The 14,721-nt window shown below is 72.8% G+C and carries 12 protein-coding genes; 7 read left to right on the top strand and 5 right to left on the bottom strand.

The annotated features are described in order from the left end of the window. The first annotated feature begins 150 nt into the window (after positions 1 to 150). A complete protein-coding gene (locus WMF39_RS15695; protein WP_437746314.1) occupies positions 151 to 1,191 on the top strand; it encodes an aldo/keto reductase in 1,041 nt (346 codons plus the stop codon). 76 nt (positions 1,192 to 1,267) lie between these two features. Further along, complete coding sequence (locus WMF39_RS15700) at positions 1,268 to 2,035, top strand: HAD-IB family phosphatase (protein WP_437746315.1); 768 nt, start codon at positions 1,268 to 1,270, stop codon at positions 2,033 to 2,035. An 81-nt stretch (positions 2,036 to 2,116) separates the two neighbouring features. Here WMF39_RS15700 and WMF39_RS15705 read toward each other — a convergent pair whose 3' ends face one another. Beyond that, a complete protein-coding gene (locus tag WMF39_RS15705) occupies positions 2,117 to 2,593 on the bottom strand; it encodes a pyridoxamine 5'-phosphate oxidase family protein (RefSeq protein ID WP_437299854.1) in 477 nt (158 codons plus the stop codon). A 381-nt stretch (positions 2,594 to 2,974) separates the two neighbouring features. On the opposite strand from WMF39_RS15705, the gene WMF39_RS15710 reads away from it, so the two are divergent. Further along, positions 2,975 to 3,913, top strand: a complete 939-nt coding sequence (locus tag WMF39_RS15710; protein ID WP_437746316.1) for a sensor histidine kinase — start codon at positions 2,975 to 2,977, stop codon at positions 3,911 to 3,913. 16 nt (positions 3,914 to 3,929) lie between these two features. On the opposite strand, the gene hisH is transcribed toward WMF39_RS15710, so the two are convergent. Then, positions 3,930 to 4,607 (bottom strand): imidazole glycerol phosphate synthase subunit HisH, encoded by a 678-nt coding sequence (gene hisH / locus WMF39_RS15715; protein ID WP_437746317.1) that lies wholly within the window; start codon positions 4,605 to 4,607, stop codon positions 3,930 to 3,932. A gap of 3 nt (positions 4,608 to 4,610) precedes the next feature. Further along, positions 4,611 to 5,198 (bottom strand): imidazoleglycerol-phosphate dehydratase HisB, encoded by a 588-nt coding sequence (hisB, locus tag WMF39_RS15720; protein WP_437552686.1) that lies wholly within the window; start codon positions 5,196 to 5,198, stop codon positions 4,611 to 4,613. 168 nt (positions 5,199 to 5,366) lie between these two features. On the opposite strand from hisB, the gene WMF39_RS15725 reads away from it, so the two are divergent. From WMF39_RS15725 to WMF39_RS15740, 4 genes are all read left to right on the top strand, one after another. Further along, positions 5,367 to 6,992 carry a serine/threonine-protein kinase gene (locus WMF39_RS15725; RefSeq protein ID WP_437746318.1) on the top strand — a complete coding sequence of 542 codons (1,626 nt, stop codon included), beginning with the start codon at positions 5,367 to 5,369 and terminating at the stop codon, positions 6,990 to 6,992. Further along, a complete protein-coding gene (locus WMF39_RS15730; protein ID WP_437746319.1) occupies positions 6,989 to 8,125 on the top strand; it encodes a PEGA domain-containing protein in 1,137 nt (378 codons plus the stop codon). The genes WMF39_RS15725 and WMF39_RS15730 overlap by 4 nt, the downstream gene beginning before the upstream one ends. Beyond that, entirely contained in the window at positions 8,122 to 9,030 is a 909-nt protein-coding gene (locus WMF39_RS15735; protein WP_437746320.1) for a hypothetical protein, read from the top strand. The genes WMF39_RS15730 and WMF39_RS15735 overlap by 4 nt, the downstream gene beginning before the upstream one ends. A gap of 724 nt (positions 9,031 to 9,754) precedes the next feature. Further along, entirely contained in the window at positions 9,755 to 10,603 is an 849-nt protein-coding gene (locus WMF39_RS15740) for a hypothetical protein (protein ID WP_437746321.1), read from the top strand. A gap of 18 nt (positions 10,604 to 10,621) precedes the next feature. Here the strand turns inward: WMF39_RS15740 and WMF39_RS15745 are convergent, their stop codons facing one another. Both WMF39_RS15745 and WMF39_RS15750 read right to left on the bottom strand, forming a co-directional pair. Further along, complete coding sequence (locus WMF39_RS15745; protein ID WP_437746322.1) at positions 10,622 to 12,718, bottom strand: thrombospondin type 3 repeat-containing protein; 2,097 nt, start codon at positions 12,716 to 12,718, stop codon at positions 10,622 to 10,624. A gap of 89 nt (positions 12,719 to 12,807) precedes the next feature. Beyond that, positions 12,808 to 14,562 (bottom strand): OmpA family protein, encoded by a 1,755-nt coding sequence (locus WMF39_RS15750; RefSeq protein WP_437746323.1) that lies wholly within the window; start codon positions 14,560 to 14,562, stop codon positions 12,808 to 12,810. Positions 14,563 to 14,721 lie beyond the last annotated feature (159 nt).

Genomic DNA, 14,721 nt, shown 5'->3' on the forward strand with positions numbered 1-14,721 from the left:
GCTCCGCGCGCTGGCCACGGTGGTGCTTGACTTCCGGATCGCTTTGGAGTTCCTAACCGTCCACGACCGCGGCAAGGGGGCGAGAGCCTGATGTCCGGCGCTCCTCCCCCCGCGCTCAGAGGTTGTCCCCATTTGGCGCGGAGGCGATTCATGGAGTTCAGACAGCTCGGCGGGTCAGGGTTCAAGGTACCGGTGCTGAGCCTCGGGACCGGGACGTTCGGTGGCTCCAACGAGTTCTTCCGGGGGTGGGGCGCGAGCGACGTGGCCGAGGCGACTCGGCTGGTCGACGTCTCGCTCGAGGCCGGGATGAACATGTTCGATTCGGCCGACATCTACTCCGACGGGCTCGCCGAGGAGATCCTCGGCCACGCGATCAAGGGCAGGCGCGACAAGGTCATCATCTCCACCAAGGCGACCTTCCGGAGCGGCAAGGGCCCCAACGACGTCGGCTCGTCGCGGTATCACCTGATCCGGTCGATCGAGGGGAGCCTGCGCCGGCTGCAGACGGATCATATCGATCTCTTTCAGCTGCACGGCTTCGACGCGGTCACGCCGCTCGAAGAGACGCTCGGCACGCTGGACGATCTCGTGCGAGCGGGGAAGATCCGCTACCTCGGATGTTCGAATTTCTCCGGCTGGCACCTGATGAAGTCGCTCGCGGTGTCGGAGAAATATGGTCTCTCTCGGTACGTGGCGCACCAGGCGTATTATTCGCTGGTGGCGCGCGACTACGAGTGGGAGCTGATGCCGCTGGCGCTCGATCAGAAGGTCGGCGCGGTGGTCTGGAGCCCGCTGGGCTGGGGGCGGCTCACGGGGAAGATCCGGCGCGGGCAGCCGTTGCCGGAGGTCAGCCGGCTCCGGAACAAGCTGTCTGTCGAGGGGGGGCCGCAGATCGACGACGAGTACCTCTATGGTGTGGTCGACGCGCTCGACGCGGTGGCGAAGGAGACGGGCAAGACCGTCCCGCAGATCGCGCTCAACTGGCTGCTGCAGCGGCCGAGCGTCGCGAACGTGATCATCGGCGCTCGCAACGAGGAGCAGCTTCGACAGAACCTCGGGGCGGTCGGCTGGAACCTCGCGCCAGAGCACATCGCGAAGCTGGATGCTGCGAGCAAGACGAAGCTGCCATATCCCTACTTTCACCAGGTCGGCGCGTTCACGGAGCGCAATCCGTTCCCTGTCGCGCTCTGACGGTCGCGGCCTGGCCGCGACCGGCGGCTGATCCTGCGCGGAGGCCCGGCTCGGGGGCGCGTACCGCACCCGAGCCGTGGATGGCGATCCCGTGGCGAGGGCCGGTCAGGGCAGCACGCCGGTGGCGTCCGGCGTGGCGGCGTGCAAATCAGCGGTCGTGCTCATTCTTTGCGACTTCGACGGGACCATCACCTGCGACGACCTGACGAACCGGATCTGGGACGCCCACCTTCGCTATGACTGGCGGCAGGCGCTGCTCGCGCCTGCCGCTTCCGGCGAGCTCACGCCGTTCGAGCTCCTCCGCCGCGGCTACGCCGACGTGGATCGCCCGGCCGCCGAGCTCCTGGCCGAGCTGCGCCCGCACGCCGAGCTGCGGTCGGGCTTCGCGGATCTTCTGGCCCTGTGCGCCCGCCGGTCGTGGGTGTTCCACGTGATCAGCCACGGCCTGCCGTTCTACATCCGCGAGTTCCTGCCGCCGGGCACCGCGTTCTCTTGCTTCGATGCCGCCTTCGATGGGCGCTGGCGCGTGACCGTGCCGGAGACGGTGCCGCTCGGTCCCGGCGAGGACTTCAAGATCCGCGTGCTCGACCAGCTGAAGGCGGCCACCGGCGAGACCTCCACGGTCTACATCGGCGACGGCCGGCTGGACTACCCCGCGGCGCGGTGCTGCGATCGCGTGTTCGCGGTGCGGGACAGCGCCCTCGACGTGCTCTGCTCCCGCGACGGGATACCGTGCACACCCTTTGACGGCTTTGCCGAGATCTGCGCGGCGCTCGAGAGCAGCGGCACCCCTGACGGGGAGCGCGCGCAGCGCGCGGCCGACGCTACGCCGACACCTGGCTGATCCATCCGAGGTTCATCCAGCCCAAGGACCCTCTCGCCTCGGGTTGCGCCTGCTCGATCGCCGCCGCAGGCGCGGCGCGGCTCAGATGTGCTTCGGTGGGTTCAGCTTGTCTTCCGCCGACCTCCGCTGGACGAGCGCCTTGGCCTTCTCGTAGAGGACCCGCAGCCGCCCGCCCTCGGGCTCCCAGTACTCGGCGCGCTCGACATAGAGCTTCAGGAGCGCCGCGTGAGGGTGGGAGGGGCCGGCCGGCAGCCACGCCTTCCACGAGGGCTTCCAGAGGCTCCGGATCTTCTCCTCGTTCCTCTCGATCGTCGCGCGCGCCGAGATCGAGATGTACGCCCGATCCCGCGGCCTGTAGCAGCAGACCGCCACCTGGTGCTCGCGGGCGATCTCGCCTGTCTTCGCCGCCTCGTCCTCCGTCACGAACCAGAGATCGCAGTCCATCAGCTCGGCCGGCTCCTGGATCTCCATCGGCCGCCCCCGCATCAGCCCCTCGGGGGTCATCGTGACGAGCATGGCGGTGTCGAACTCCCTGAGGAGCGCGTGCAGCTCGCTCATGGAGCCGCGGACCTGAGCCCTGGCCCCCGGCTCCACACTCCGGTGTTGCTCTCCACTCTGGTGTTGCATGCGGACAAAGCTGCTCCGCGGACCCTGGCCCGCAAGCAGGGGTGCGCCCTGACCCGTGTACCGCAGCAGCCTGGCGGCGCTCCGGCGTGACCCGAGGCGCCGCGCGCTGCAGAACGGTCCAGGCGGCTCGGCTCACACTCGCGGGGTTTTGCGCAGTGGACGGCGCGATGCGACGCCTTGACGCGCGTCCGCTCGGCAGATCGGGCGCTCTCCTGCCGCCAGAAGTGCCAATCTGCGGGCCCTCGCGGGCGGCACACTCCATGCGTTTGCGGGCGCGGGGGCACACCACAACTCCGCCCAGCAGGCTCTGCCATGACCGCGTTTTTGGACGACGTCGACCCTCGTATCCCCGCTGTCCCGATCCGGGACGAGACCGCCCGGATCCGGGAGGATTTCCTCGTGCTCGCCGCGCACGAGATCAGGACGCCCGTGACCTCGCTCCTCCTGCAGCTCCAGCTGACGAAGCGGATGAGCCAGCGGGAGCCGGAGAAGACCCCGGCGTGGGCGGCGGCGATGCTGGCCGTCTTCGACCGTCAGCTCGGCCGTCTCGCCCGGCTCTGCGACGACATGTTCCAGGCGAGGCACGGCGGCCTGGCCCGCGGCGCCCCGACCCGTGAGCCGGTCGAGCTCGTCGGGCTCATCCGCGAGGTGCTCGCGACGGCGGTCGCGCACCGGCCGGCCGCGTGCGGCGCCATCTCGGTCGCGGCCGAGGGCCCGGTGATCGGCTGGTGGGACCGGTCTCACATCGAGCGCATGGCGTTCCACCTGATCAAGAACGCGCTCACCTTCGGCGAGGGCAAGCCGATCTCGATCGAGGTGCGCGCGACGCGCGCGCGGGCGCGGCTCATCGTGCGCGACCGCGGCATGGGGATCGCGCGGGAGGACCAGGAGCGGATCTTCGCGCGCTTCGAGCGGGCAGTCCCGGTGGAGCGCTTCGGCGGCCTGGGGCTCGGCCTGTACATCGCGCACGTCGCGGCGCGCGCGCACGGCGGCGCGATCCGCGTCGAGAGCGAGCTCGGCTGCGGCGCGGCGTTCATCGTCGATCTCCCGCTCGCCCCGCGGCGGCCGCAGCGGGTGAGGGCGGCGCGGCGCTCCTCGTCGATCTCCTCGCCGATTCCCCCCTCGCGCCCGGCGCGGGCGCGGCGCGGGCGCGGCGCGGGCGGGGCGCGCGCGCCCGAGCTTCCCCTGGGCGCGCACCTCAAGCTCGCGCAGGTCAAGCAGGTGCACCAGCGCCTGCTGCGCCCGCACTGACGCGCGCGCGGGCGGGTCAGCCGTCCAGGAAGCGGGCGAGCAGGCGCAGGCCGGCGGCCTGGCTCTTCTCGGGGTGGAACTGCGTCGCCGTGACGTTGTCCCGCTCGATCGCGGCGGTGATGCGGTGCGGGCCGTGCTCCGTCGTCGCCGCGACCAGCGCGGGGTCGAGCGGGACGGCGTGGTAGCTGTGGACGAAGTAGACGAAGGGGCGCTCGCCCGCGAACACCGCGAGCGGGCCCCGCACCTCGCGCGCGAACGCGATGCGGTTCCAGCCCATGTGGGGGATCTTGATCCCGACCCAGGGCTGGCCGGCGACCGCGTCCGCCTCGGCCGCGCTCGGCTGTGGGGTGAGGCGCTTGACGGTGCCGGGGAACACGCCGAGCCCGCGCGCGCCCTCCGCCTCCTCGCTCCCGGCGAAGAGCGCCTGCATGCCGAGGCAGATGCCGAGGTAGGGCGTCCCCTTCCGGATCTGCGCGCGCAGCGCCTCGCCGATGCCGCTCTGCAGCGCCGCGGCGCAGTCGCGGAAGGCGCCCTGGCCGGGCACCACGACCTTGTCGGCCCGGCCGATGATCTCCGGGTCGCCCGTGCGCGTCACCGCGCACGGCGCGCCGGCGTCCTCGGCGGCCTTCTGGAGCGCCCGCTCCACGGAGCGCAGGTTGCCCATCCCGAAATCGACGAGCGCGATGGCTTGCATGGCTCAGAGGCTCCCCTTGGTGGACGGGATGCCGGCGACGCGCGGCTCGATCCGGGTCGCCTTCATCAGCGCCTTGGCGAACGACTTGAAGCAGATCTCGACGATGTGGTGCAGGTTGTCCCCCTCGATGAGGCGGACGTGGAGGTTCGCGCCGACGCCGCGCGCGAAGCCCTCGAAGAACACCGGGGCGAGCTCGACGTCCCAGGTGCCGAGCTTCGCCTTGGGCAGCGGCACCCGCCAGACGAAGTAGGGCCTGCCGGAGAGGTCCAGCGCGCACTGCGCGAGCGCCTCATCCATGGGGAGCGTCGCCTCGCCGTAGCGGGCGATGCCCGCCTTGTCGCCGAGCGCCTTCTGCACGGCCGTGCCCAGGGTGATGCCGCAGTCCTCGGTCGTGTGGTGGCCGTCGATCTCGACGTCGCCCTCGGCGTGGATGGTGAGATCGAACAGGCCGTGGCGGGCGATCTGATCGAGCATGTGCGTGAGGAAGGGGAGCGGCGTCTTGATCTCCGAGCGGCCCTGGCCGTCGAGATCGATCTCGATGCGGATGTCGGTCTCGCGCGTCTTGCGCTCGACACTGGCGATGCGGGGCATGGCGCGTAGGGTAGTCGCCCTTCGCGGCAAGGGAAGCGGCGTGATCCCGATGACGTCGCAGGTAACGCGGCAATGGCCTTGGACGCGAGCGCCGGATCGCATAAGGTGGCCCCCTGGATAACGTGGCGGTGGTGGCGCCCTGGAGGCAGCCCCAGCGCGGGAGCGTTCGTGAGCTCACCGGTCACCGAAGGTCAAGTTCTATCGGGGAAATACCGGGTCGAGCGCATCCTCGGGCAAGGGGGCATGGGCGTCGTCGTCGCCGCGTTGCACGAGCAGCTCCAGCAGCGGGTCGCCATCAAGCTGCTCCATCCCGGCGCCAACGACGAGATGGTGGAGCGCTTCGTGCGCGAGGCGCGCGCCGCGGTGCGCCTGAAGAGCGAGCACGTCGCGCGCGTGCTCGACGTCGGGACGCTCGAGACGGGCGCGCCGTTCATGGTGATGGAGTACCTGGAGGGGAGCGACCTCCAGGAGACGCTGCGGCGGCGCGGCCCGCTCGAGCTGGAGGAGGCCGTGGGTTACGTGCTCGAGGCCTGCGAGGCCATCGCCGAGGCGCACGCGGCCGGCATCATCCACCGCGATCTCAAGCCGGCGAACCTCTTCCTCACGCGCGCGGCGGACGGCAGCGGCATGGTGAAGGTGCTCGACTTCGGCATCTCGAAGGCGCTCGCGGACCCGTCGACGGCGGGGGCCGAGCCGGAGCTCGGGCTGACGAAGACGGCGATGGTGCTCGGCTCGCCGCTCTACATGGCGCCCGAGCAGATGCGCTCGGCGCGCTCGGTCGACGCGCGCGCGGACGTCTGGTCGCTCGGCGCCATCCTCTACCAGCTGCTCACCGCGCGTGTCCCCTTCGACGCGAGCTCGCTGTCCGAGCTCATCCTGATGATCAACACCGAGCCGCCGCCGACCCCGGCCACGTTCCGGCGCGATCTGCCGCCGGGCCTCGAGGCGGCGATCCTGCGCTGCCTCGAGAGGGACGTCGCGAAGCGCTTCAAGTCGGTCGCCGAGCTCGCGGGCGCCATCGTCGATTTCGGGCCTCCGCTCGCGCTGGCCTCGCTGGAGCGGATCGAGCGGACGCTGGGGCTCGTCCCCGCGGTCTCCTTCCGGGACCGGGCGAGCTCCGTGCGCGAGCGCATGAGCACGCCGCCCCCCTGGCAGACGTCGCAGGAGCGCGTGAGCGGCGTCCCCGCGGCGACGGCGCGGCACAGCGCGGCGCCGCCTGCCGGCGCGACGGCGGGCGGCGCGGTCGGCGCGGTCGGCCATACCGCTGGCCCGGCGGGCACCGCGCCTGGCTGGACGGCCGGCGGCGCCGCGCCCGGGGCGCGCTCGCGGAGCGGCGTCGTGCTCGCGCTGGCGGTGGTGGGCGCCGCCGTGGTGCTCGGCGGGATCCTGCGCTTCGTCACGTTCCATGGCGGCGCGGACGCTCCTCCCGCCGACCCGTCGGCCGTTGCGGCGACCGCCTCCGCCGAGCCCTCGGCGCCCGCGACGGCGGCCCCGCCCCCGCCGGTCGCGCCTCCGGAGGTGACCGCGGAGCCGCAGCCGCCGGCGACCGCGGCGCCGTCAGCGACGGTGTCCCCGGTGGCGACCGCCGCGCCGGTGGCCACCGCGGCGCCGCTGTCGACCGCCGGGCCGAAGGCGCCGGCGAGCGCGACGCCGGTCGCCACGGGGCCTCGGCCGAAGCCCACCGCCGCGCCCTCGGCCCCACCGGCCGCGACCGCCGCGCCGACCGCGACCGCGACCGCCGCGCAGCCGGGGAGCATCTTCGATGTGCTGAACGACAAAGGTAAGCCCAGATGAGTTGGCCAGGAAGCGAACGGCTCCCGCTGTGGAGCAGCAGGAGCCTGCGCGTCGGCGCCGCGGTCGCGCTCGGCGGCGCCGTGCTGACGGCCCTCGCGCCCGCGGGGGCGCAGCCGGCGCCCGCGGGGGCGCAGCCGGCGCCCGCGGGGGCGCAGCCGGCGCCCGCGGGGGCGCAGCCGGCGCCTGCGGGGGCGCAGCCGGCGCCCGCCGCGGGCGCGCCTGCCGTCCAGGGGCCGCTGTCCGCGACGCTCACCGGCGAGGCCAAGGCCGAGTACGAGGCCGCGCGGATCCTCTTCAACGACGGCGACTACCGCAACGCCATCATCAAGTTCGAGCGTTCCTTCGAGCTCTCCGGCGACCCGCGGCTGCTCTGGAACATCGCCCTCTGCCAGAAGAACCTGAAGCGCTACGCGCGCCTCCTCGGGACGGTCGAGAAGCTCCTCAGGGACGCCGGCCCCCAGCTCGGGGAGCAGGATCGCAAGGACGCCGCTGCGCTCATCGAGGCGACAAAGGCCTACGTGAGCCGGCTCGATCTGAAGGCCAGCGAGGCGGGGGCCACGGTCTTCGTCGACGGCGAGGAGGTCGGCCAGACGCCGCTGAGCGAGCCCGTGCTGCTCGACGTCGGCACCCGGAAGATCCGGGTGACCAAGAAGGGCTTCAAGGACGTCGAGGTCTCCCAGCAGGTGGCGGGCGGCGGCGAGGTGACGGTCACGGCCACGCTGGAGAAAGAGGTCCATCAAGGGCGGCTCATCGTCACGGCGGCGCCGGACGCCGTCATCTCCATCGACGGTCGCGTGGTCGGCCGCGGCGGCTACGACGGCCCCGTGCCGAGCGGCGGTCACGCGCTCCGCGTCACGGCGTCCGGCATGGTGACGCACCAGTCCGAGGTGATGATCCAGGACAACCAGACGCGCCGCGTGCAGGTCACGCTGGTCCCGCAGCCCAAGCAAGGGAACGTCGAGACCTGGCTCTGGATCGGCGGCGGTGTGCTGGTGCTCGCGGGCGCGGTCCTGGTCGCCACGGGGGTCTTCGGGCCGGAGCCGCCGGTCGACGGCCGCACGTCGCCCGGCTCGGTCTCCCTGTCCCGGAAGGGCGGCGCCACGTTCACGATCCCCTTCGGGGGTGGCCGATGAGCGCCGTCGCCCGGGCGGCGCTCGCCGCGCTCGTCGCTGTCGCGGCCTGCGGGTGCTCTCCGCCGGACGAGATCATGCTCGCCGTCTCGACGGATCTCGAGATGCCCAAGGACTTCAGCGCCCTCCAGGTGCAGGTGTTCGAGGGCGGCACCCCCAAGTTCTCGGCGTCCTACGAGCGGCTCGGCGAGCCCGACGCCGCCGCGCGCCTGCCGGCGACGATCGGCTTCTACTCCTCGAGCGGCGGGGGCGACTCGATCCGGATCAAGGTCAGCGCCCTCATCGGGGACGAGCTCGGCGCGCCGCGCATCTTGCGCGAGGCGGTCACGAGGATCCCGAAGAACCGCGTCGCGCTGCTGACGCTGCCGCTCAACTTCCTCTGCGACGACTCGGGCGAGAGCGACGAGAGCGGCGGCGTGGTGAACAAGCACTGCTCGGAGGGGCAGACCTGCGTCGCGGGGGCGTGTGCATCGAGCGAGGTCGACGCGGGCGCGCTCCCCGACTACGCGCCCGCGGACGTCTATGGCGGTGGCGACGGCGACGGCGACGGCGATTGCTTCGACGTGACGGCCTGCTTCCAGGGCACGACGCCTGCGGAGGTGGACGCGGCGTGCTCGATCGCGGGCGAGGCCGGGGTCCCGCTGAACGTGGCGCTGGAGACCGCGGCGGGCGACGGGATCTGCGATGACGCCGAACGTTGCCTGGTGGCGCTCGACGCCGGCAGCGCGGATGGCTTCGGGGTAGCGGAGGACGGGCGGATCCAGCTGCCGACCGCCGTCTGTGATCAGGTGGCCGCCGGCAAGATCGCGGCCGTCGTGACGTCGCCGGTCACGGCCGCGTGCGTCCAGAAGACCGTGGGCCTGCCGACGTGCGGGCCGTGGTCGGCGTCGGGCTCCGTGAATCCGTGATGATGGAACCGCCAAGACGCCAAAAGACGCCAAGAAAAACTCAAAATCTGGGCGTCTTTTGGCGGTTCAAAAGACCTTCCCTTTGGCCGAAATCCCCCTCCACCCAACCGAGCGCTCGCCGTCCGGCGTTCCGGCAGGTCGCGATCTGGGCGAGCGCTCGATATCGACGTGCCGTCGAGAGCGTGACCTGACTTGACGCTCGTCGTCCGGCGCTCCGACAGGTCGCGATGTGGGAAAGCGGTCGATAGCGACCCGCCGTCAAGGACGTGACCTGAGCTGACGCTCGTCGTCCGGCGCTCCGGCAGATCGCGATCTGGGAGGACGCTCGAACTCGGGTGTCCCGTCGAGAACGTGACCTGAGCTGACGCTCGTCGCCAGGCGCTCGCCCAGGTCGCGATCTGCCCGAGCGTCGGAGCTCGACGTGCCGGCAAGATCGCGACCTTCCCGGGACCTTGCCGCGAACGCGGTGCCCAGGTCCACACCTGGGCTTCCCTTCAAAATTACGCTGCGCGCCAGATCGGGGCTGCCTTCCTCCGGCTCCTGTGAGCCTCGGCCCATGACGGGCGCTGGTGAGGGCCGTCACGTCACGTCGGTCACCCCGAGGCGCGCCCTGGGGCCGCGCTGCGCGCTCCGCGGTTGCTCCTGTAATCGGGTGTCATCGACAGGACACGAGAGCGGCGCTTCCCTGGCACGACGCGCTGTCCCCCACGTGGAGGTCTGTCCCATGTTGAAACACCTGACGATTGAAGAGATGGTCGCCCTCGTCGCTCCGTGGATCGAGGATGCCCAGCGGAAGCGGCTGTTCCTGTCGATCCCGGAGATCGCCGGGCTGCACGACAAGGTGGCCGAGGTCCACGGCGCCGTGCTGGCGGTTCGCCCGAGCAGGACGGGCGTGTCGGCCGGGATGACGGCCTTGAACGACGAGCTCTCGAAGGTCGACGAGCGCCACGATCACCTGGCCAAGGCGGTCTCGTACGGCATCGACGCGCACCGCGAGCACTGTCTGGCGGAGGAGCCGCCGGACGTCGCGGGGGCGGAGGCGTGTGATCGGGCCCAGGCCAGGCTGTTCCCGACCGGGCTCGCCATCATCAAGGCGTCGCCCACCGCGGAGTCGGGCAACACGGCGCGGATCGCCCGGCTCCTCGACGAGGAGCCCTCGACCGCCGCGTTCCTCAAGGCGATCCCGGCGCCGGGCAAGACGACGCTGCTCCACACCGTGCAGCGGTGGCTCGCGTCGGGCAAGGAGCTCTCGACGATCGAGCACCGGCGGGACGTGCTCGCCGCCAAGGAGAAGACCGCGCCGGTCGTGAACGCGACGATCCTGGCGGCGCGCAATCAATGGCTCCGCGTCGTCGCCGCGGTGCTCTCCAACCTGGAGATCTCCAGCGCTCCCGCGGAAGCCATCGAGACGATCCGCGGCCCCGTCCTGAAGGCGTCCGAGCGAGCCGGCAGGCGCTACGCCGGCGGCAAGGCCGGGAGCGCCGGCGCCGAAGGGCCTCGCCAGCCGGCGGCAGCGGGGGAGGGGGGCGCCGCCGCCGGAGGCGCGCCCGGGGTCAGCCCGCCCGTGGAGTGACGCGGCCGTCGGCGCGCGTCACCCGCGCCGCCGCCGCCACCGCGCGAGGAGCGCCGCGGCGGCGAGCCACGCCGCTGCCGAGCCCGCCGCCCCGTCGGCGCCCGCCGCGAGCCCGCAGCCGTTGCCGTGCGCCCGGGGATCGCCGCGCAGCGGCCTGAGGGTGGCGCCCTCGCCGCCCGAGCCGTCTTCGCCGCCGTGGCCTCCGCCGCCGCCCGCCCCGGGGTCGCCGCCGCCCGAGCCCGCGTCGGCACCGCCCGAGCCCGGGTCGCCGCCGCCCGCACCGTCTTTGCCGCCCGCGCCGCCGCCTCCGCTGCCGGCGTCATCGGGCACGCAGCCGCCAGCCACGCAGGTGCCGCCGGGGCAGCGGGCGCCCTCGTTGGGGAAGAGCGCGCACTCGCCGTGCCTCGGGTGGCACTGCGCGGAGGTGCAGGCGTCCCCGGAGGGCGCGCACACGACCGGATCGGCGCCCTTGCAGACGCCGCCGTCGCAGGCGTCGGTCCGGGTGCAGGGGTCGCCGTCGTCGCAGGGCGTGCCGTCGGGCTTCGCCGGCGCGCTGCAGTCGCACGCGTCGCCGACGTCGTCGCCGTTCGCGTCCTCCTGCCCTTCGTTCGAGAGGAACGGGCAGTTGTCGCCGGCGTCAGGCGCGCCGTCGCCGTCGTCGTCGTCGTCGCACCGGTCGCCGTAGCCGTCGTCGTCGCCGTCGCTCTGGCTCGGGTTCGCCGTGAGCGGGCAGTTGTCGCCGTCGTCGGGCGCGCCGTCGCCGTCGTCGTCGCCGTCGCACGCGTCGCCCTCGCCGTCGCGGTCGAGATCGGACTGGTCGGGGTTCGGGATGGAGAGGCAGTTGTCCACGCCGTCCTCCACGCCGTCGTCGTCCCTGTCCAGCGCGTTCAGATCGCACGCGTCGCCCCGGCCGTCCGTGTCGGCGTCGGCCTGATCGGGGTTGGGGACGAGCGGACAGTTGTCGGCCTCGTCGCCCCGGCGGTCGTTGTCGTCGTCGTCGTCGCACGCGTCGCCGCTGTCGTCCGGCGGCGACTCGTCCTTGTTGTTCTCCTGCCCCGCGTTGGGCGTCGACGGGCAGTTGTCGACGTCGTCGGGCACGCCGTCTCCGTCGTCGTCGGGATCGCAGGCGTCGCCCGCGCCGTCGCCCTCGAGGTCCGACTGATCGGCGTTCGGCGTGAGCGGGCAGTCGTCGTCGCCGTCGAGGACGCCGTCGCCGTCGTCGTCGGGATCGCAGACGTCGCCCGCGCCGTCGCTGTCGGCGTCGGCCTGAGCCGGGTTCGGCGCGGACGGGCAGTTGTCGTCGAGGTCCTTCACGCCGTCGTCGTCGCCGTCGCCGTCCACGTCCCAGTTGACGACGAAGGCCCGCTCGGCCACCGATATCCCGGCGAGCGCCGGCGCCGGGAGCGCGTCGAGGTGGGCCGCACCCGCGTGGGAATCGGCCCGGCTCGCGCGCTGGCCGCCGAAGTGCATGACGACCCGCGTCTCTCCGGGCGGCAGCTGCAGGGTGAACTCGACGACGGGCCCCTGCGTCTCCGCGCAGTCGAAGGTGGCCATCCCGACGCTCCCCGGGGCGATCACCGCGGAAGGTCCGTAGAAATTGAAAAAGAGGCTCGGATCCCCCGCCATGTCGTTGGCGTCGTCGGTGGCGAGCCATCGATCCGCCGGCGTGAACTCCAGATCGCCGGTGTGCGACTGCGTGATGGTGGTAGCGCCGTCGGATCCGACGTTCGTCTCGATCCGCACGATCGTTGCCCGCTCTCGGGTGGTGGGGTTGTGGAGGATCTCCAGGAAGCGCGCCCAGCCCTCGTCGGTCGGCACGTACACCTTGCGGGTGACCTCCAGATCGCCGAGGAGCGCCGGCCCGTGGACGAACTGCCTCCCGTCCATCTCCTCCACCCGGGCCGAGGCAGGAAAGGCGACCCCGTCCACCCGAAGCAGCATGCCGCTGTCGAAGGCGTCATCGGTCCCGTCGCTGATCACCCCCTCCGTCCCGACGTCCCACCGGAAGTTGAGACCATCGACGAGCGCCTGAACGGGCCCTGTGACAGCGCACTGCGCCGCCGCGCTCCGCGGCGCCGCCGCGAGGGCCAGCGCGGCGCCGACTGCTGTGGCCATGACGGTTCGCTTCATCATCACTCTCTTGCTCCCCGGGCCGCGCCTGACGGCTTGACCGCGCTCGTCAGCGCTCCGACGTCGCCCGCCGGCTATCTCTTCTCCAGGACGAGGAGCTGCACGCGCCGGTTCTTCTCCCGCCCGGCCGCGCTCCTGTCGTCCGAGATCGGCTGGCTCGCCCCGTATCCCTTCGCGACCAGCCGCTCGGCCGCGATGCCCTTCCCGACGAGCCACCGGCGCACGGCCTCCGCGCGAGCGGTCGAGAGCGTCTCGTTGAACCTGGCGTTGCCGGCGCCGTCCGTGTGCGCGGAGACCTCGATCTTCACCCACTCCGGGTGCTGCTCGATGACGTCGCGCACCTCGGCGAGCACCGCCTCGCTCTTCGGATCGATCGGCGCCGGATCATTCTTCAGCACGCGGAACACGACGGGCTCCAGCAGCACGATCTGCTCGCCCTGCACACGCACCCGCGTCGGGCAGCCGCTCGCGGGCGCGTCGCCGCTCGCCGGGCCCTTCTCGCGCGGGCACGCGTCGGCGTCGTCGGGCAGGCCGTCGCCGTCCTGGTCCGTGGGCTGGCGAGGACCAGGGGGGCAGCCAGGGCGCGTCGCGCCGCCCGCTGCGTCGCCCTTCTCCGCGGGGCACGCGTCGAGCGCGTCGGGCAATCCGTCGCCGTCCTGGTCGGCGGGGCAGCCGCGCCGCGACGGATCGCCGCCCCCGGAGCCCGCGGCCGCCCGGGGGCAGAGGTCGTCCGGATCGGCGACGCCGTCCTCGTCCTCGTCCTCGACGGGGCAGCCGTTCCTCTTCGCGTCGGCGCTGGCCGGGCCGTGCGCGTACGGGCACGCGTCCCGCGCGCCGGGGATGCCGTCCATGTCCGGATCCGCGTTCGCGCCGGCCTCCGCCGCCGCGCCGGCGGGCGGCGGCGCCGGGGGAGCCCACGCCACCGTCCCCATCGCGCGGAACGACGGCGTGCCGATCGCGTCGCCGATGCCCGGACCGGCGGCCGCCCCGACGACGAGGCCAGCGAGGGGGCGGAGCCGAGCGCCGAGCAGGAGCTCGGCGCTCGTCGTCCTCTCCACCTCGACCCGCTCGCGCGCGGTCAGCGACAGGGAGCCGCCCTGGAGCATCGTCTCGGCGTACACCTCCGGGCCGAGCTGCAGCCGCTCGTTCCAGAGGAGCACGCCCGCGCCGCCGCCATAAGCGAGCGTCGAGGGGCTCTCGGAGCTCCGCATCACCGCGCCGGCCGCGACGCTCCACACGACGCGCGCGATGCGCCCGCCGAGCAGGAGCTGCGGCGTGACGCGGACCGCGCCCTCGCCGACGTACGCGTCCGAGCTGCCCGTGGGCACGTGCAGGGACGCGCTCGTGCCGAGCTGGAAGGGGTCGCCGTCGTCGCCGAGCAGCCGGACGCGCACGCCGAGGCGCAGATCCCCGAGCTCCGGGGAAGACGGCGCCTCGGGGGCGCCCGCGCCGGCCGCCGCCGCGGCGCCGTCGCCGCTCTGGGCGAGCGCGAGCGGCAGCGACGCCGAGACGAGCAGCCGATCCCACAGCGAGAGGGAGCCGCCGATGTGGAGGAGCGACTGGCTGCCGACGATCGCCCGCTCCGGCGAGGCACCGCCTCCGAGCGTGAGCGGATCCTCCGCGTGGTCGAACAGGGCGAGCCCGCGCGGGACCAGGTGCCCGCCGATGAACGGCGACGGCACACCGAAGAGCGGATCACCCGCGGGTGTCGGCTCGAACCGGCTGAGCGCGACGGCGCCAGGCCCCTCCGCGCGCGCGGAGGAAGGGCCGAGGGCGATGCCGATCAGCGCGCCCGCGAGCGCCGCGCCCACCGTGATGAAGCCTCTCATGGGCGCCGGATGGTATCCCCGCCACCGCAAGCGGAGCAAAGGCGATTTGTCCGAGACGTTTCCAACAGTTGCTCGTGCGGCGCGTGCATCGGATAGCATCGCGGTAATCCGAGGTGGAGAGTCGGAGAGTCGGAGCGCGGCCATCGCGGCGTGCCTCCG

This window comes from Sorangium sp. So ce1504 (assembly GCF_051521635.1).
GTDB lineage: Bacteria > Myxococcota_A > Polyangia > Polyangiales > Polyangiaceae > Sorangium > Sorangium cellulosum_B.

Excerpts from the sequence above, each read along its gene's own strand:
- WMF39_RS15695 (WP_437746314.1), top strand. The coding sequence starts at position 151 with ATGGAGTTCAGACAGCTCGGCGGGTCAGGGTTCAAGGTACCGGTGCTG.
- WMF39_RS15705 (WP_437299854.1), bottom strand. The coding sequence starts at position 2,593 with ATGAGCGAGCTGCACGCGCTCCTCAGGGAGTTCGACACCGCCATGCTC.
- WMF39_RS15710 (WP_437746316.1), top strand. The coding sequence starts at position 2,975 with ATGACCGCGTTTTTGGACGACGTCGACCCTCGTATCCCCGCTGTCCCG.
- hisH (WP_437746317.1), bottom strand. The coding sequence starts at position 4,607 with ATGCAAGCCATCGCGCTCGTCGATTTCGGGATGGGCAACCTGCGCTCC.
- hisB (WP_437552686.1), bottom strand. The coding sequence starts at position 5,198 with ATGCCCCGCATCGCCAGTGTCGAGCGCAAGACGCGCGAGACCGACATC.
- WMF39_RS15730 (WP_437746319.1), top strand. The coding sequence starts at position 6,989 with ATGAGTTGGCCAGGAAGCGAACGGCTCCCGCTGTGGAGCAGCAGGAGC.
- WMF39_RS15735 (WP_437746320.1), top strand. The coding sequence starts at position 8,122 with ATGAGCGCCGTCGCCCGGGCGGCGCTCGCCGCGCTCGTCGCTGTCGCG.
- WMF39_RS15740 (WP_437746321.1), top strand. The coding sequence starts at position 9,755 with ATGTTGAAACACCTGACGATTGAAGAGATGGTCGCCCTCGTCGCTCCG.
- WMF39_RS15745 (WP_437746322.1), bottom strand. The coding sequence starts at position 12,718 with ATGGCCACAGCAGTCGGCGCCGCGCTGGCCCTCGCGGCGGCGCCGCGG.
- WMF39_RS15750 (WP_437746323.1), bottom strand. The coding sequence starts at position 14,562 with ATGAGAGGCTTCATCACGGTGGGCGCGGCGCTCGCGGGCGCGCTGATC.